Source organism: Pedobacter nutrimenti (genome assembly GCF_003208655.1).
Lineage (GTDB): Bacteria > Bacteroidota > Bacteroidia > Sphingobacteriales > Sphingobacteriaceae > Pedobacter > Pedobacter nutrimenti.
In genome coordinates this window covers 20041-38474 of sequence record NZ_QKLU01000009.1, presented here as the reverse complement: position 1 = coordinate 38474, position 18434 = coordinate 20041, and the positions used below count along the sequence as shown (strand labels likewise).

15 protein-coding genes are annotated in these 18434 nt (G+C 43.0%); 2 read left to right on the top strand and 13 right to left on the bottom strand.

Annotation, left to right across the window (positions count from 1 at the left end; genetic code table 11):
* Positions 1 to 32: 32 nt before the first annotated feature.
* The 4 genes from B0O44_RS21310 to B0O44_RS21295 are packed head-to-tail and all read right to left on the bottom strand — an operon-like array spanning position 33 to position 4646.
* Positions 33 to 1088 carry a sugar phosphate isomerase/epimerase family protein gene (locus tag B0O44_RS21310; protein ID WP_110834129.1) on the bottom strand — a complete coding sequence of 352 codons (1056 nt, stop codon included), beginning with the start codon at positions 1086 to 1088 and terminating at the stop codon, positions 33 to 35.
* 3 nt (positions 1089 to 1091) lie between these two features.
* Positions 1092 to 2252, bottom strand: a complete 1161-nt coding sequence (locus B0O44_RS21305) for a Gfo/Idh/MocA family protein (protein ID WP_110834128.1) — start codon at positions 2250 to 2252, stop codon at positions 1092 to 1094.
* A complete protein-coding gene (locus B0O44_RS21300; RefSeq protein WP_110834127.1) occupies positions 2252 to 3955 on the bottom strand; it encodes a GMC oxidoreductase in 1704 nt (567 codons plus the stop codon). The genes B0O44_RS21305 and B0O44_RS21300 overlap by 1 nt, the downstream gene beginning before the upstream one ends.
* A 19-nt stretch (positions 3956 to 3974) precedes the next feature.
* Positions 3975 to 4646: a gluconate 2-dehydrogenase subunit 3 family protein gene (locus B0O44_RS21295; protein ID WP_110834126.1), complete on the bottom strand. Its 672-nt coding sequence runs from the start codon at positions 4644 to 4646 to the stop codon at positions 3975 to 3977.
* Positions 4647 to 4937: 291 nt separating this feature from the next.
* Here B0O44_RS21295 and B0O44_RS21290 point away from each other — a divergent pair, with 291 nt between their 5' ends.
* Positions 4938 to 5885, top strand: a complete 948-nt coding sequence (locus B0O44_RS21290; RefSeq protein ID WP_110834125.1) for an NAD-dependent epimerase/dehydratase family protein — start codon at positions 4938 to 4940, stop codon at positions 5883 to 5885.
* An 8-nt stretch (positions 5886 to 5893) separates the two neighbouring features.
* The gene (locus tag B0O44_RS21285) at positions 5894 to 6619 is read left to right on the top strand and encodes a YebC/PmpR family DNA-binding transcriptional regulator (protein ID WP_110834124.1); all 726 of its coding nucleotides are present in this window, start codon (positions 5894 to 5896) and stop codon (positions 6617 to 6619) included.
* A gap of 60 nt (positions 6620 to 6679) precedes the next feature.
* On the opposite strand, the gene B0O44_RS21280 is transcribed toward B0O44_RS21285, so the two are convergent.
* The 9 genes from B0O44_RS21280 to B0O44_RS21240 all read right to left on the bottom strand — a co-directional run bounded on the left by B0O44_RS21280 (position 6680) and on the right by B0O44_RS21240 (position 18429).
* Positions 6680 to 7468 carry a carboxylesterase family protein gene (locus tag B0O44_RS21280; RefSeq protein WP_110834123.1) on the bottom strand — a complete coding sequence of 263 codons (789 nt, stop codon included), beginning with the start codon at positions 7466 to 7468 and terminating at the stop codon, positions 6680 to 6682.
* A 103-nt stretch (positions 7469 to 7571) separates the two neighbouring features.
* Complete coding sequence (gene bglX / locus B0O44_RS21275) at positions 7572 to 9869, bottom strand: beta-glucosidase BglX (RefSeq protein ID WP_110834122.1); 2298 nt, start codon at positions 9867 to 9869, stop codon at positions 7572 to 7574.
* A 114-nt stretch (positions 9870 to 9983) separates the two neighbouring features.
* Positions 9984 to 10655: a GDSL-type esterase/lipase family protein gene (locus tag B0O44_RS21270; protein WP_110834121.1), complete on the bottom strand. Its 672-nt coding sequence runs from the start codon at positions 10653 to 10655 to the stop codon at positions 9984 to 9986.
* 7 nt (positions 10656 to 10662) lie between these two features.
* Positions 10663 to 12411: a family 43 glycosylhydrolase gene (locus B0O44_RS21265; RefSeq protein WP_110834120.1), complete on the bottom strand. Its 1749-nt coding sequence runs from the start codon at positions 12409 to 12411 to the stop codon at positions 10663 to 10665.
* Between the two features lie 6 nt (positions 12412 to 12417).
* A complete protein-coding gene (locus B0O44_RS21260; protein ID WP_110834119.1) occupies positions 12418 to 12837 on the bottom strand; it encodes a hypothetical protein in 420 nt (139 codons plus the stop codon).
* A gap of 75 nt (positions 12838 to 12912) precedes the next feature.
* Complete coding sequence (locus tag B0O44_RS21255) at positions 12913 to 14274, bottom strand: glucoamylase family protein (RefSeq protein ID WP_110834313.1); 1362 nt, start codon at positions 14272 to 14274, stop codon at positions 12913 to 12915.
* A gap of 52 nt (positions 14275 to 14326) precedes the next feature.
* Entirely contained in the window at positions 14327 to 16003 is a 1677-nt protein-coding gene (locus B0O44_RS21250; protein ID WP_110834312.1) for a glucoamylase family protein, read from the bottom strand.
* Between the two features lie 84 nt (positions 16004 to 16087).
* Positions 16088 to 16921, bottom strand: coding sequence for a LamG domain-containing protein (locus B0O44_RS21245; RefSeq protein ID WP_110834118.1), 834 nt, complete (start codon positions 16919 to 16921; stop codon positions 16088 to 16090).
* A 20-nt stretch (positions 16922 to 16941) separates the two neighbouring features.
* Positions 16942 to 18429: a RagB/SusD family nutrient uptake outer membrane protein gene (locus B0O44_RS21240; protein ID WP_110834117.1), complete on the bottom strand. Its 1488-nt coding sequence runs from the start codon at positions 18427 to 18429 to the stop codon at positions 16942 to 16944.
* Positions 18430 to 18434: the final 5 nt, after the last annotated feature.

Sequence of the window (18434 nt, the reverse complement as noted above, 5' to 3'; positions counted from 1 at the left end):
TGATGTTGTTGTTTTCGTGTGCCCGGGTTGTTTTAGCTTATACCCAGAATTTTTTTGTTAAAATCGTCATTTCCTCCCGAAGCTGCAAAATCATCAAAAGCCCTGTCCGTTACCGGAATAATATGGTTTTTGATAAACTGTGCACCTTCTCTGGCCCCGGTTTGAGCATCTTTAATACAGCATTCCCATTCCATTACCGCCCAGCCTGTAAAATCATATTGGGCCAGTTTGCTGAAAATGGTTTTGAAATCCACCTGCCCGTCCCCAGGAGAACGATAGCGTCCGGCCCGGTTGGCCCAGCTTTGATAGCCTCCAAATGTTCCCTGTTTTCCTGTGGCATTAAATTCCGCATCTTTAACATGGAAGGCTTTAATTCTTTCGTGATAAAAATCGATATACTGAATGTAATCCAGTTGCTGTAAGACAAAATGAGAGGGATCGTAGAGCAGACAGGCCCTCGGGTGCTGTTTTACTTTATCCAGGAACATTTCGTAAGTAATGCCGTCAAAAAGATCTTCGCCGGGGTGGATTTCATAACAAACATCTACACCCTGCTGGTCAAATTCATTTAGAATGGGTAGCCATCGTTTGGCAAGTTCTGTAAAGGCAGCATCGACCAGACCTTCGGGACGTTGTGGCCAGGGGTGGAACATATGCCAGAGCAGCGAGCCGCTGAAAGTGGCATGCGCTGCTAGCCCCAGGTTTTTTGAAGCTTTTGCAGCATATTTGAGCTGCTGCACAGCCCAGGCAGTCCTAGCAGCCGGGTTGTTTTTATATGCTTCCGGTGCAAAAGCGTCAAAAGAAAGGTCGTATGCTGGGTTTACAGCAACCAGCTGGCCCTGTAAATGTGTAGAGAGTTCAGTAATCTCCAATCCATATTCAGCAACTTTTCCTTTCAGTTCATCTGCATAGGTTTTACTTTCGGCAGCTTTTTGCAGGTCAATAAAGCGACTGTCAAGCGTCGGCATTTGTATCCCTTTAAAACCCAGTCCGGCCGCCCATTGGCATATGCCTTCCAGAGTATCAAAAGGGGCTTTGTCTCCAATAAACTGGGCTAAAAAAACAGCGGGTCCTTTAATTGTTTTCATGTATTATATTTTAAAGTCATGCCACTTCTGATCGGAGTGAGCTGAAGCAACTACATTTTCTATGAAAGCCATTCCTCTTACCCCGTCTGCAGCTGTCGGAAAATCGAGCATTTCAGGACTTGGTGAGCCGCCAATGTGAAGGGTACTTAGGGTAAGGACAAAATTTCTGTAAATATTTGCGAAGGCCTCCAGATAGCCTTCGGGGTGACCTGCCGGGGTTCTGCTGTTGTGCTTTGCAAAAGAGGATAAATAGGGATGGCCTGTTCTGTACAACTGCGCAGGGGCATCCAGCCATTTTACCTTTAGGGTGTTGGGTTCTTCCTGATGCCATTCAAGGCCTCCTTTTTCTCCATAAATCTTTATAGATAGGGCATTTTCTTCTCCTGCTGCGATTTGCGAAGCCATAAGGATTCCATTGGCCCCGTTGTTGAATTTCAACAGGACGTTCCCGTCATCATCGAGCAGGCGGTCTTTCACCACCCAGTTCAGGTCTGCGCAGATTCTACTGATCTGAAGATCAGAGATGTATTCAGCGAGTTGGGCGGCATGGGTACCAATATCACCCATACAGCCACTCTTTCCGCTTTTGGCCGGATCGGTCCGCCAGGCAGCCTGCTGGTTGCCCTCTTTTTCCGATGCACTGCTCAGCCAGCCCTGGGGATATTCCACACATATTTTACGGATGGTTCCAAATTGTCCTTCTTTAACCATTTGTCTGGCCTGTTTTACCATAGGGTAGCCAGAGTATGTATGCGTCAGACACAGCTGAAGCCCGGTTTCCTTTACTTTGCGTTCCAGTAGTTTTGCTTCTTCGAGGGTAAAAGTAATGGGTTTGTCAATCAACACATGAAAACCATGATCCAGGGCCAGCATGGCAGGTTCGAAATGCGCAAAGTTTGGCGTCACAATGCTCACAAACTGCATACGGATGTGCTGCGGAAGCCGGCTTTCTGCTTCGATCATTTCTTTATAACTGCCGTAATTTCGGTTTTCCGGTAGGAATAGGTCCCTACCAGAAGCTTTAGCGGTTTCCGGGTTTGAACTCAGTGCCCCGCAGCACAGCTCAATTAAGCCATCCATGTGTGCAGCAATGCGGTGGATCGCCCCGATAAAGGCATTTTTTCCACCACCGATCATACCCATTCTGATTTTTTCCTGAATCATTAAATATTATTTTTTTTCAATTCACTTACTGCGTAATCTGCAGCCCTTGCGGTCAGTGCCATATACGTCAGAGATGGATTTTGGCAAGCTGCTGAAGGCATGCAGGAGCCATCTGTAACAAAGACATTTTTCACCTCGTGCATCTGGTTCCACTTGTTTAAAACAGAGTTTTTCGGGTCATTTCCCATGCGGGCAGTACCCATTTCATGAATGGCCATACCTGGTGAAGAACCGTTGTCAAAGGTCTTGACATCTTTCATACCCGCTGCTTCCAGCATTTCAGCTGCATCGTTCATCATGTCAATGCGCATTTTTTGCTCGTTTTCTTTAAACTCACAATCAATGGCCAGAACATTTTGACCCCATTTGTCTTTTTTTGTTTTGTCAATGTACACCCGGTTTTCATAATAAGGAAGTGATTCTCCAAAGCCACCCAGTCCCATATTCCAGGCACCTGGAACGGTCATCTGATCCTTAAATTCTCCTCCGAAAGCCATTTCAGCAACCTCAGCATGCCAGTTGCCTCTTCCGGCACCACCCTGATAACCAAATCCACGCACATAGTCACGTTTGTCACCGCCCACATTACGGTACCTGGGAATATAAATTCCGTTGGCCCTTCGGCCATAGGTGTATTTGTCATCAAAGCCTTCAGCCCTGCCGGAAGCCCCGCAGCGAAAATGATGGTCCATTAAGTTATGGCCCAGTTGTCCGCTGCCATTGCCCAAGCCATTAGGAAATTCGTTGGAAACAGAATTAAGGAGCAGGAATGTAGAACCTAAAGTGGAACCGTTTACAAAAATGATCTTTGCATAGTATTCAATATGCTCCATGCTTTCGGAGTCAATAACCAGAACGCCTTTTGCTTTCTGACTCTCTTTATCGTAAAGGATTTGATTAACCAGGGAATAAGGCCGTACAGTGAGGTTCCCGGTCGCTACGGCTGCAGGCAGGGTAGAGGATTGGGTACTGAAATAGGCCCCGAAAGGGCAACCCCTGCTGCAAAGATTACGGTACTGGCATTTGCCACGGCCCCCATGTTCAACAGTCAGATTTGCTGTCCTTCCTATGGTCATGATCCTGGCTTTTTTCCAGTGGTCTTCAATTCTTTTTTTGACAGATTTTTCTACACAGTTCATTTCCATAGGAGGCAAAAACTGCCCGTCTGGAAAATGAGGGTAGTTTTCGGCCTGTCCGCTGATCCCGGCAAATTTTTCTACATAATCGTACCATGGTGCAATATCCTTATAGCGGATCGGCCAGTCATTTCCATGGCCATCTTTTAAATTGTCTTCAAAATTCAGGTCACTTAAACGGTAACTCTGACGGCCCCACATTAAAGATTTCCCACCAACATGAAATCCCCTGTACCAATCAAAACGTTTCACCTCGGTATAAGGGCATTCCAGGTCATTTACCCAAAAACTTTCATTGTATTCCTGATAAGGATAATCCCTTTTCTGTACGGGGTGCGTCCTTTTCTGTTCTTCGGTAAGCCAGCCCCGGTGTTCAAACTCCCAGGGTTTTTTCATGGCCGTTGTGTAATCCTTGATGTGCTCGATGTTACGCCCTCTTTCCAGCATCAGGACTTTTAATCCCTTTTCTGTGAGTTCCTTGGCGGCCCATCCGCCACTGATGCCAGATCCGACAACGATGGCATCATATGTATTTTGTGCAGTAGCTTTAGTATTTAAATTACTCATTGTTTTTTCATTTAGAGGATTATGTAGCCCAAACTTTCTGACCTGGTTTCAGGTCCACGCAACCATCATAGCGCCCCGGAATATCCAGATAGGCATAGGCCTGGGTAGCGCCAATTTCGGAAGTAAAATAGCCCAGAAGGGTCAGGTCACGTGCAATTGCAAAAAAGTAAGCTGGTTTTTTCCCACGTTCTTTGGCTGCCATTGGTTTGCCTGCCTCTTCTTTTTCGGATTTTTTAGAAATGGTGTTCTCTTTTGCTTTTCTTTCGGCTTCTGTTTTGTCGCTTTCTGCTTTTTGCGCAGCTACTGTTTCATCCCTGATGACACCTAATATTTTACTACGCTCCTTAGCATCTATGTCAAGAAAAGACTTGTTGAATTCTTTTTTTGACCGGGCTTCCACATCTTCAAGCCCTTTAACGAATGCTTTCTGGGCTTCTTCCGGATAACAGTCTTTGAGCATCATGGAAATGAAAGGCCCAACACCTGCTGCTTTAGCGCCTGGTGTGGAAGTGGTAGGGATAATGATATCTGCGATTTCGGTAATGAGCTTTTCCTGTTCAGCAGAGAACAGGTTTGCACTGTTTTTTGTGCCGGATGAATGGCAACCCTCCAGAAATACACCGATGGTGGTTGCAGAAAGTGCGCCCCCGAGTAAAAAAGCTACACTTTTGACTGCGTCTCTTCTATCCATTTGATTTAAATTTGGTTTTAAAATATAGGTGCTAAATGTCTTTTAGTCCTTCTAAAATAAGAAAATTGAACAGAAAGTGTATTATTTACACCAAATCATTTTTTATATAATGATTTTGTTACTTAATAGAATTGTTCTAAATAATTTGTCGTTTTAAACTTGATTTTTTAAGTTCATCGGGGTGCTGCTTAGTGCTTTAAAAGAGATGTGTTTTAAGGGATTGATAAAAGACAGGCCGGGGTATAAATAAAATATGCTCCATTTTTTTACCTTTGCCAAAACCGTATTTTAATGAGTGAAAAAATAGTTGTATTAGGTTCAAACGGACAGATCGGTACTGAACTGGTCACTGCTTTGAGAAAGACCTATGGCGAAAGTAATGTGGTTGCCTGCGACATTCGCCGGCCCGATTACGACATCAAGAATGCCGGACCTTTTGAGTTCGTAAATGTGTTGGAGAAAGATACGCTGAACAGTATTTTTCAGAAATATAAACCTACACAGGTTTATTTACTGGCCGCATTGTTATCGGCGACAGGGGAACAGAATCCTAAGTTGGCCTGGGACCTGAACATGAACGGTTTGCTTAATATTCTTGATCTGGCGCTGATTTATAAGACGGCAAAAGTATACTGGCCAAGTTCTATAGCTGTTTTTGGACCAAACTCTCCTAAAGACATGACTCCGCAGTTTTGTGTTATGGATCCGAATACCGTATATGGAATCAGTAAACTTGCGGGAGAAAGATGGTGTGAATATTATCACCAGAAATATGGTTTGGATGTACGTAGCATCCGTTATCCGGGGCTGATCAGTTGGAAGGCCGCGCCAGGAGGGGGGACCACGGACTATGCCATCCATATTTTTCATGATGCATTGAAAAAAGGAAGTTATGCATCCTTTCTGAATGCAGAAACAGAATTACCAATGATGTATATGGATGATGCTATCCGGGGAACAATAGAACTGATGGATGCTCAGGCCAGTAAGATATCTATACGTTCAAGCTACAATTTTACCGGAGTGAGTTTTACACCAGAGGTACTTGCAGCAGAAATCAGGAAACATATTCCGGAATTTAAATTAACTTACACTGAAAATGATCCGCGCCAGCACATTGCAAACAGCTGGCCGCATTCTATAGATGACAGCTTTGCTGTTAAAGACTGGGCTTGGAAACCAGAGTTTGATCTGGCGAAAATGACCACAGACATGTTGGATAACTTAAAAAACAAATAAGGCTTACAATGGGAAGAGCATTCGAGTTTAGAAAAGAAAGAAAATTTAAGCGCTGGGCGAAAATGGCCGTTCAGTTTACCCGTATTGGTAAAGAGATTGTAATGGCCGTTAAAGATGGCGGTCCAAGTCCGGATACCAATTCCCGCTTGCGGACAGCTATTCAAAATGCAAAGGCAGTGAATATGCCAAAGGATAGGGTAGATGCTGCGATTAAAAGGGCTTCAAATAAAGATGAGAATGGGTATGAGGAGTATGTTTACGAAGGATATGCCCAGCATGGGGTAGCTGTATTGATTGAAACGGCTACAGACAATACCAACAGGACCGTTGCAAATGTGCGCAGTTATTTTAACAAAACGGGAGGTACCCTGGGAAAAACTGGATCTTTAGATTTCATTTTCAATAGAAAATCTATTTTCCGCTTTTTACCAGGAGAAAAAGATTTGGAAGAGCTGGAATTTGAATTGATTGATTCGGGTCTTGAAGAATTATACCTGGAAGCGGATGAAGAAGGAAACGATATTGCTGTTGTGCAAACTGCTTTTGAAGATTTTGGAAAAATGCAGAAGGCCCTGGAAGATTTGGGCATGGAAATGAAAAGTGCGAAATTGGAAAGAATCGCTTTATCACATACGGCTGTTTCTGAAGAACAGGCTGCTGATGTATTTAAGTTGATTGATAAACTGGAAGAGGATGATGATGTGCAGGCGGTTTATCACAATATGGAAGAATAAGAGGGCGGTCAATAAGCTAAAAAAAGGGTTTATGCATTTGCATAAACCCTTTTTTTAGCTCTAATTTTTCCTGTGGGAAAACAACCAGGGCAGAAGTTGAGGCTCTGCAAAAGCCGGGTCCCAGCTATTGTGGTTGGCATCGGCATAAAGGGTATATTTAACTTCACGTCCGATGATCTTCAAATGATCTGCAATTTCTTTGGAAAAGTCGGGTGGCACGACATCGTCTTTACCACCATGAAAGATCCAGATGGGGACTTTTTTATATTTATTGACATTTGCTATGGTATCTGCCCCACAGATGGAAAATGCTGCTGCAAAGGTTTTAGGTTGTCTTCTGAGCAACTCGAAAGTACCCATACCCCCCATGGATAAGCCCCCAATATACACCTGGTTTTTATCTGCATAAGGTTTGTCCAAAATATTATCAATCATGGCCAGCAAAGCATGCATGGTTTTGGTTGGCTTACCCCCTTTGGTAAAAACAAACCGTTCTTTACCTGTTTTTCCATCTACAAAACGAACATTTGCCCAGCGGTCATTTTCCGGACATTGTGGGAAAATAACAATAGCAGGGAATTTTTTTCGATTGTCTTTATTCAAAAACAAACTTCCGCCATGGGCCAATTGCTTTTGGTTGTCGGAGCCCCTTTCCCCACTTCCATGCAAAAAAAACAGAACGGGGTATTTTTGTTTGGCATCAAAATTTTCCGGGAACAGGATTCTATAATAAATACTGTCTTTGTCTTTAATGTAACTTCCTTTGTCATATTTGCTAAAGTCCTGTGCTTTAGTTTGGAGTCCGGTTAAACCGAAAAGAATCAGGAGAACAATAGGGATTGTTTTCATCTGTTTATATTTATTTTAATCACCATGATTTCACAGGTCTAAAAATAGAAAAAACTGCCGGGAATACCGGCAGTTTATCAACCAATTTAAACAAATACCGAAACTATTTAACTAAAGTGAATGTAGATCCGACCACATCTCTTGAGTTTGTTCCAATATAGACTTTAAAATCACCCGGTTCTGCAACATGTTTAAGATCAGCATTGTAAAACTTAAGATCGTTGATTCCGATAGAAAAGGTAACGGTTTTGCTTTCTCCCTTTTTTAGGAAGATTTTTTGAAAACCTTTTAATTCTTTCACTGGCCTGGTAATAGAACCATAAATATCCTGTATGTATAATTGTACAACTTCTTCACCATCATAATTGCCGGTGTTGCTTACCTGTACGGATGCTTGTAATTTGCCTGCCGGGCTCATCACTTTGGCATTAAGGCTAAGGGGAGAGTAGCTGAAAGTAGTGTAACTTAAGCCATAGCCAAAAGGGTACAGCGGATCATTAGGGCTGTCAATGTAGCGGGATTTAAATTTATCGAGCTCATTGCCATCAAAGGGACGGCCTGTATTTTTATGGTTGTAGTAAATTGGAATTTGACCTATGTTGCGCGGGAAAGTTGCTGTCAGTTTTCCTGCCGGATTGTAATTGCCGACCAGTACTTCAGCAATCGCATTTCCTGCCTCTGTGCCACCGAACCAGGTTTCCAGAATAGCGGTCACATTTGCATCTTCCCATTCAAGAGTAAGTGGACGACTGTTCATGAGCAACAATACCACAGGTTTTCCTGTCGCAGTTATGGCTTTTAATAATGCTTTTTGATTCGGCAGCAAGTCCAGATTGGTCCGGCTGGTCGCCTCACCACCCATAATAGCACTTTCTCCTAATACCACTACCGCAACATCGGATTTTTTTGCTGCCGAAACCGCTTCCTCAATCAGACGCTCCGGTGATTTTTCATCTGCTACGATATCCGCACCGTTATTGTTAATTTGTTTCAAAATATGGGCATCATCTACAAGGTTTGCACCTTTGGCATAAGTGATTTCCATTTGAGGTGCATATCTTTTTAAACCCTCCAATACACTTACCGATTTTCTCCAGTCGCCCGCTGCACTCCAGTTGCCAATCATATCTCTTTTATTATCTGCCAAAGGGCCAATTAATGCAATTTTTGCATTTCCCTTAAGGGGTAAAACCTGGTTGTTGTTTTTCAGTAAAACCAGGGATGCACGGGTAATGGCTTTTGCATCAAGTCTGTTTCCGTCACTTAAAATTTCTTTTGCAGCACGTTCTTCACTGATGTAACGATAAGGGTTTTCAAACAGGCCCAGTTTATATTTTGCTTCCAGGATCCTGCGGCAGGCCTGATCGATGGTCGCCATGCTAACCTTGTTTTCTTTCAGGGATTCTTTCAGGGTTGTTAAAAAACCTTCTCCAACCATATCCATATCCACACCCGCATTCAGGGCAAGGGCACTTACTGTTTTCAGGTCGCCTAAACCATGTGCAATCAGTTCCGGAATTCCGGTATAGTCTGTTACCACGAATCCATTAAAGCCCCATTGTTTTCTAAGCACATCTGTCATTAACCATTTGTTGGCTGTAGCTGGTGTACCATTGATGTCATTAAAGGAAGCCATCACTGAAGCTGCTCCGGCATCTACAGCAGCCTTGTATGGAGCAAAATATTCATTGTACATTCTGTTTGGACTCATGTCAGTGGTGTTGTAATCCCTTCCGGCCTCAGCCGCACCGTATAGTGCAAAGTGTTTTACACAAGCAAGAATGGCATCCCTGCTGGACAGGTTATTAGTCTGATATCCCCTGACCATGGCTTTGGCAATTAAAGAACCCAGATAGGGGTCTTCTCCAGAGCCTTCTGACATGCGCCCCCACCTTGGATCCCTGGCAATGTCGACCATAGGTGAAAAGGTCCAGTTCAGACCATCTGCACTAGCTTCTCTTGCTGCAATACGGGCGCTTTTTTCAATAAGGCTCATGTCCCAGGTTGCACTTAAGCCGAGCGGAATAGGGAAAATGGTTTTATGACCATGCACAACGTCATAACCAAATAACAAAGGTATTTTTAAACGGGACTTTTTAAGGGCCAGGTCCTGCAATTTTTTTACTGCAGCAGGTGTATAAGTATTAAATACGCCGCCAACGAGTCCTTTTTCTATTTTCTCCTCCACTCCCTGACTCAATATAGGTCCTGTAATGTCAAAACCCACTGATGGCAGGTTCAATTGACCGATCTTTTCATCCAATGTCATTTTTGACATCAGGTTGCTGATATAGGTGTTCATTTTTTGATCGGCACTGACAGCTGTTTTTTTCTTTTGTGCCAGTACGGTACCGGAACTAAAAAGTACAGCTACTAAAAATAAGGAAGTCGCTTTTTTCATTTGTGTATTGTTTTTAAATGGTTATGAAGCAATCATGAGTTTGGGCATTGTATTTTATATGGGTAAACTCTTGATGGTTTCATTAGTGTATGATTTGTTTTGTGTGTTCAATAACTATTTGTCCTTTGAAGGAGGGATCAGGAAAGGTTTAATTTCTTTTATCCAGATGTCATAACCTGCAGGTTTCATATGCAGCATATCCTCCAGAAAAAGTTCTGGTCTAAGCTGTTTATCTTTTAACATTTTAGTGTTGACATCAACAAAACGGGTGTTTTTATAATTGCTCAGATACTCCCGGATCAGTTTGTTGGTATGGGTCATGGCTTCCGCGTATTTAACTCTGGAGGGACTATTTTTGATGGAAATATACATCACTGGTACATCCTGAAACCTATTGCGGATGTTGGTAAAGAAAGTAGCAAAACGGTTTAAGGTTTCCAACGCGCTCACTCCATCGGTTGCAATATCATTTTCGCCGCTATAGATGACGATTTGTCTGGGCTGATAAGGATAAACCAGATCCGCAATGTAGCCATTGGCCTGGGCGAGGGTAGAGCCTCCAAAGCCTCTGTTTATAGCGCCATATTCTTTAAAAACAGTTTCCAGATCGGTCCATTTGGTGAAAGAAGAGCTGCCCACAAAAAGGATCCCGTTTTTTGCGGGCATGGAGATGCTGTCTTTATGTTTAAAATCCTGGATTTCTTTCCAGTAAGCTGGCCTTTGTTGAGCATATCCTGCGAAGACAATTGTACAGAGCAGGAAAAATAAATAATAAAATCGCTTCATATGTGTATTAATTAACCTTGATGACCGGCGTTCTTTCGGATACCCCGTTTTCATTAAGTGCTTCTATGCTGAAATAATAAGGTTTGTCTTTGTCCATGCCTTTATACCAATATTCATTTGCATTGTAGACCATAATGCTGTTGTATAGTTTATCCGGCTCTGTACCCAGATAAATGTTATAGGCATAAGCACCATTAACCGTCTGCCATTTGATCCAGGAACTTCTTTTGTCTTTTTCCGTTCTCAGGACAATAAAGTCTTTTACTTTTTCCGGTTTTAATCCACCGGCGTTTCCAAATACCCTTAACCCACTGATGGCAAATTTACCGGTCGGCATATGAATGTTTTCCAATTTAATGAAGCGGGCTTTGACAGGTTGTTCCAGTTCTATATAATCGTGAGGAACATCCGTTTTGTTGGCACTTTTGTCTTTTAAAATTTTCCAGTTGTGCCCATTGGCAGAATACCAGAGTTTGTATTGATGATAGATTCCCTGTTGTTTGCCCAGGAATTCAGCATCCTGATCGGCATAATTGATTTGAACGGCATGTACATTGGAAAGTGCGCCCAGATCTGATTGGATCCATTCTCCCTTTTGTGCTGTAGCAGCACTCCAGTAGGTTCTGATGTTCTCATCTACGGCATTGTTCGACTGATAGCCGCCGTATACGGAAGAAACCTGCACCGGTTTATTGTAATTGAGCAGCATCCAGCCTGTAAAACCACTTTTTAAATGATCGGTTTTTTCAGAAGGCAGATAATGAGGGTAATCTCCAAAGGCGGCATCCATATAGAGCAGGTCATCTTGGTCAAAACCGGCGGGCCAAATGCCAATGCGCCTTTCAAAATTATTTTTAACAGAAATGACCATGGTGGATACATGCCAGTAATTGTTCCATTTGTCCTGGAAGGTTGCGCCATGCCCGGCACCCCTGGCAAAACCTCCGGGTTTGTAGGAGAAAGGCAGGGATTGATGTTCAAATGGACCCAGTGGAGAGTTTGCTACTGCGACCCCATCGGCATAACCGCTAAATTCTGTGGCAGGTGCACCATATTGCAGATAATATTTTCCTTTGTATTTGGTCATCCAGGCGCCTTCCATAAAAGGATCCAGAAAAGTGTCGTCCAGATGTTCTCCGAAACGTTGCCAGCCAAAGCGCTGGGGGTTAAGCAGCAATAGCTCTTTTCTGGTTCCAATGGGCTGAAATGTTTTCCTGTTGAGTTCTACGCCATACAAAGGATAGACATTGCTGCTACCATTATACATGTATAATTTACCATCTTCATCTAGGAAGTGGGCAGGGTCCCAGCCGCCGATTTCAAAGTTGTGGACCGCTTCTTTCCAGTCATTACCTTTTGGGTTTGTACTCATCCAGATGGGGAAATTTCTGGAATAGGTGGAGCCGAAAACAAGCATGGTGTCTCCCTGGATCCATACAGAAGGGGCACAAAGATCATCGTACACTTTATGCTCCGGCCGGAGAAAGGATTTGGAAACAAAGTTCCAGTTGTAGAGGTCGCTGCTCCACCAGTAGCCCCACTGGTTGGTGGAAAACAAATAATAGTCACCTTTATAAGTTACAATAACAGGGTCGGCAGTAGCGCGGTGTTTTCCCTGTAAGGTAAAATTTGGAATAGGGGCATAACCATAATCGAGGTTGACTGGATTACAATAGGTCAGTTGTTTGTTTTGGGCGAAGCTAAGGGTGCCGCAAAACAGAAGGATAATGAATATTTTTGTAAAATGCTTAGCCATAAGGTTCTAGTTGAAGATATTAATTACCGCGCAGCTGCCACAAGCGATAGACATACCTGAAACGCTCAGGCCGGTAACATGCTGCCGGTGCTCCCAATAGACCCACATGTCATGGGCGCCACCAGTAGAACTTAATTTAACTGTATAGCTGTCACTGCTTTCAACAATCTGTCCGATTGTTGTATTGGATGGAGTATTTGGTGGAATAAAGAAATTGTAACTTGGCCCGCCACTGTTGTTTTCCAATGCCACATACACACCATCGCTTGTAGAATTGGTGGCCCGGAGTGGAATGGTTGCAAATTTTTTATTGTTTTTTGGTTTTCCAGCTTTTACCGGATTTGCATTCATTGCAGAAGATTGATTCGCAGGACTGATCAGCACAATTAGCAATAGTACTGTCAGCGTGGAGATGATTTTTTTCATAATGTAAGATTTAAGATTAAATAATATAATTATGGCTAAACATTTTTATAGTCAACTTCTGCAATGCTGCAGGCCTTACTTTTCAGGGTATTGAAACCCCAGTTTTTTTAATCCATTTTGTACGTCTTTGTTCTGCATAAATAGTTTCCATAATAAAGCACTTCTGTAGTTTTCTATCATAACCACAATAGGACCTTGGTCTATACCTAAATATCTTTTGGGATACCAGTTTGCAGTTTCGGAGAAAGCATCATAGAAACCATATTTTCCCCATACACGATCACCCAGGTTTTCATATAAATGCCGGATCAACTGCATGGATTCTTTAGGCGTGTATGGGATGGAGGAGATCGCTGCGGTAGGTGAAATGACCCCGAGATCTTCCTGAATACTGTGGGCAGCATAACCATTTACTGAATAGCTGGCGGTAAGTCCCCAGTTGTTTGCTCCATAGCCTTTAAAACCTTTTGGATTGGCTATACAGTAATCTCTGATGGCCAGGGTCTGGTTGACATTGTTTTCCCAATAATCGGCATATTTGTCTTTCAGGCCTTTTGGATTTAAGCCCAGGTAGGAATAATGTGCCCAGAATAAAGGACCTACAGAGCCTTTGGCGCCCTGGTAATCCAGATGGATGGGATGGCCTTCTACTTTTATATCGGTTTTGATGGCTCCGTTTCTGGCCCAACCCTCATGATAGGCAGCTGCGGGAATGCTGTGTGTAGGTGAGGCTGCGCCCATCACATACATGATTAGACATTCATTATAGCCTTTAACAGGGAAATTCATTTCCCATTGGTATTCCGGGGACCAGTGCCAGTACAATACATTTTGTCCATTGCGGTACCAGTTAAAATCTATTCCTTTCCACAATCCGTCTGCTTTTTTTGCCAGTTGTTTTTCTGCCAGGCTTCCATTTTTGTAGTACTCCTTAATGCAGACCAAGGCCTGTGCAACAAATGAACTTTCAACCAGGTCGCCTCCATTGTCTTTTTGTCCGAAAGGTTTAACTTTTCCGGTTTCACCAACGATCCAATGCGACCAGGCGCCATGAAAACGATCTGCCTTTGCCAGGAAATCCAAAATTTTGTTCAACCTGTTAAAGCCTTCTTTTTTGGTCACATAACCCCGGTCTATTCCCGATAAGATGGCCATCAGTCCAAATCCGGTGGCACCCGTTGCTACCGTGTTTTTGTCATTTTCGGGATAGATGTTATCTGCATGAAAACGTTCCCTGGCTGCTCCTGAAACAGGTTCTGCGCCTTCCCAGAAATAACGGAAGGTTTGTTTTTGCACCAGGTCGAGCAACTGCTGATCGCTAAGCTTTTTTTTGGTTTTCATAGCTGGGGCGGTGCCCATTGTTTTTTGCTGTGCATAACTTATTGTAGCAGTACAGGCAATAGTTATTAGCAAACAGGTAAAAAAAGTAGTTCTCATTAAAATGTATTTTATATGGTGGGCCATGTCTGGCCCGGTTTATTTTTCGTGTTTATAAATTAGGGCTGCTAAAGCCCAGTTTCTGCATGCCGGACTTTACTTCAGGTGCACTCATAAATAAATTCCAGAGCAGTTTAGTCCTGTAATTTTCAATCATGATGATAATAGGGCCCTGGTCAATAGCCAGTGTGGAGTTTGCAAACCAGGCATCATGTAAAGAAAAGGCGTCTACAAAGCCATAATCTGTGAAAATTTTATCACCAAGTTTGTAATAAAAGAATTTAAGGGCTTGCATGGATTCTGTTGGAGTATAGGGAAAAGAAGACAATGCCGCTGTGGGAGAAATTACACCGTTATCGTTATTGATTTCGTGGGCCATATAGCCATTAATGTCATCACTGGCTGTTAATCCCCAGCAATTTTCACCATAACCATAAAAGTTTTTAGGATTTGCTTTGGCATAATTGTACTGGATCTGCGTATGCGCCTTGGTTTGTGTTTCATAGTTTGCATAGGCATCATTTAAACCGATAGGATTGATTCCCAGAAAGGAATAGTGTTCAAAAAACAAAGGACCGCCATTGGCGGGACCAAGCGGTAATTGAACATTGTAATAACTTGCTCCGTTCTTCATGTTTCCATTGCCCGCCCAACCATTGTCGTAAACTGTTTTTGGGATGCCGTAATTTGGAGAGGAGGCCGCCAGTACATAAGTGATCAGGGCTTCATTCCAGCCTTTAACTGGCATATTCATATCCCAATTGTAATTTGGACTCCAGTGCCAGTATAAGGTGTTAGAATTGTTTTTCTGATACCAGCTCCATTCCACGGAGTTGTAAAGGGCGGTAATATCGTTTCTTAGGGCAGCTTCGGCAGGATCAGCACTATTAAAAAATTGTCTTGCCGTAATAAGCCCTTCAAACAGAAGAGAGGTTTCTACCAGATCTCCACCATTGTCTTTGGTGCTAAAAGGAAGCACTTTTCCTGTGTTTCCGTCCAACCAGTGTGGATAAGCACCATGAAACCGGTCGGCATTCTTTAAAAAACCTACAATTTTTTGTGTTCTGGTAAGACCGTCAGCCCTGGAAATAAAATTCCTGTTGATGCCTGTAACAATGGCCATCAGACCAAATCCGGAACCACCTGTGGTTACCGTATTGCCGGAGGTATTTCTTTCTCTGGCCATGCCGCTGGCCGGGTGGGCAAAGTCCCAGAAGTATTTAAAAGTTTGTTTCTGGATCAGCGTAAGTAAAGCATCATCCGAGATGACCGGGAACTTATCTGCCGGATCATATTGTGTAATGAAATTTAATGTAATAGGAGAAAGTAGATTTCCTCCGCTTACCGTTTTTAGATTGGACTGAACATCCAGAAAATATTTTGTCAGCGGGTTTAGGTTGGTCGTAGGTGTGATGATAATGGTGTTGTCACTGTCCTGGTAGCTAATGGTCAAGTCAGCAGCCTTGCCGTCCTTATCTTTAACAAAGACTGCTGCAGCAATAGAATTTTTATCTACAGGAGCAGAAAAGGAAACTTTAAAAACAGGTTTGTAGTTTAGACCATAATAGCTAAAACCATTAAAAGTATCATTAACCTTTAATTGGGTGAAACTAAAAGACGAGTTTCCAGGAGGTGGTTTTATCGGATCTGGTGTACCGGATTCGTTTTTAGAACAGGCCGATACCAGCACGGTTAGCAGAAACAATAGGGAGAGATTTTTTTTAATCATTGCATTGACTTTATTCTGGTTAAAGTAAAAGAGGTTGCCTGCTTGCACAAGCAACCTCTGTAAAGCATTTAAAAATGCAATTTGTTATTTTCCTCTGCCTTCCAGTATGGCAAGGGCGCTGATTTCTGCTGAACTCAATGCTTTGTTGTAAATTCGGACTTCATCCAGTTTTCCGGTTAAATAACTTGCCCAGTCCTGTTTACCAGTACCTGAAGTAAGACTTGGAGTCGTTTGAAACTGTACTGTTCCGAAAACCATTTGGCTCGCATTGGTAAAAGTTAATGCACCAAGGTTTGCAATGGTTTTTCCGCCAATTTTTGATCCGTTAATAAAAACGCTAAATGTGGAGGTCGTCTGATCGTAACTGTATCCAACCTGGGTCCATTTGTTCCAGATATTGGTTGCTTTAACGAAATTATCTCCCCCATTATTAACGACACCTGCATAAGTGCGTGCTACAATTCTTGCTGTTGTGGCATCGCCATTGTTTTCCATGAAGATGGTCAGATTTCCCCAAAAATCAGTACTGTTGGCAACATCGACCAGACCAACGATACCCTTGTCGTTCAGAGGCATATTGATCCAACAAGTTAGGGTAAAACTTTTTAGGTTCTGAACAGCTGCGGGCGTTGCAGAAGTCACATAAGAATTCAAAGCACCCTGCAGCGCCTGCCCTTTAACTCCGGCACCAAAAGTTGTACCTACATTGGTACCGGATGTTTTGGATATGCTGTCTACCATACTGCCGTCAAAAGACCAGTAGGCAACCAGGTTGCCTGGCGCGATTTGCTTTGCACTGGTGTACCCACCAATGCTTAATGCCGGAGCATAACTTGAAGGATCAAATTTCTTGGTGCAGGAAGAAACAGCTAAAATCGCTGCTGCCAACGTCAATATATATGATATTTTTGTTTTCATTTTTATGTCAGTTAAATCAATTAATAACCTGGGTTTTGAGTAAGAACACCCACTGATAAGTCAATTTCTGACTGTGGAATCGGCCAAACTTCATTTTTTCCTGCTTTCCAGCCTTTTGGCCCAAAAACAGCTGTTCCCCGTCCCTGACGGATGACATCAAAATAACGATCATACTCCATTGCAAGCTCAACTTGTCTTTCGTGGTAGATTGCCGTTCTTAGTACACCCTGGTCGGTAGAAGTTACTTTGGGAAGAATTGCTGCATTTCCCTGTCTCGCTCTTGCTCTTACGACCTCCAATGAAGAAATGGCCTGAGCAGAATTGCCGAGTTCATTTGCGGCTTCAGCATTCATTAACAAAACATCAGCATACCTTAAGACCCTAACATTTTGTTGTGATCCTCTCGGATTGTTATTGTCGTAGGGCGTGTTGAAAGGCACATAAGCTTTGTGGTTGTACATAGTCGGATCTCCCGCAACTGAAGTAATCGCATCACCCTGGATCGTCGTTGTTCCGACAAAAAGAATAGTTGCATCCTTACGTGGGTCGCCAGCTTCAAAAGCATTTACCAAAGCCTGAGTCGGAACGTTAAAACCCCAATACCCTTGTTGGGCCCTTACGCCTTGTACTTGCGCGTATTGACTGTTACTGGCATCTTTGATGTCTGGACGGTAATCACATTGGATTTCAAAAACCGATTCTTTACTGTTTTCGTTATTTAAGCGGAAAAGAGCCTCAAAATCAGAAACTAAGCTGTAACCTAATGTCATTACTGAATTGGTTAAAGAAAGCACCTGATCCCATTTTTTCTGGTACATAGCTACTTTAGCATGCAAAGCAAGTGCAGAACCTTTTGTCGCCCGGCCAACATCTGAGGCTGGATAGGTCTGAGGTAGTACAGCCTCGGCATCCGCAAGATCTTTTTCTATTGCTGCCCAAACCTGAGCTTTAGGGGTCCTTGGAATGTTAAATGCAGAAGCATCTTTGGGTACGGTTAAACGAAGTGGAACATCCCCAAAGGCACGAACTAATCTGAAGTAAGAGTAAGCCCTTACAAATTTGGCCTCTGCCAGATATCTGGTTTTCAGGTTCTGGTCCATGCTGATATTCGGTACATTATCTAACACCTGGTTACATAAGTTAATGTTTTGATATTGTCCCTGCCAAAATCCCTGCAATTGTCCTTCTGTGGAGGTTACTGTAAAACCATCGTAAGAATTCATATAACTTGAGTCATTGGCAGAGCTTCCTTTTTCAGCATCGTCTCCACCCATGCTCTCTATTGCTATAGCTGGAAATGCTGTATTTGCCCAGCTGCGCAGATTTCCATAAATGGCATTTACAGCGGCTGTTGCATCGTCTTGCGTTTTCCAGAAAGTTACACTAGGTTGCTGAGCTTGAGGTGGTACATTCAGAAAGCTTTTTTTACATGAAGTAGTACACAAAAGGGCCCCTGTTAAAACTACGGTGCTTATACTCTTCAGGTTTATATTTTTATAAATTTTCATCGTCG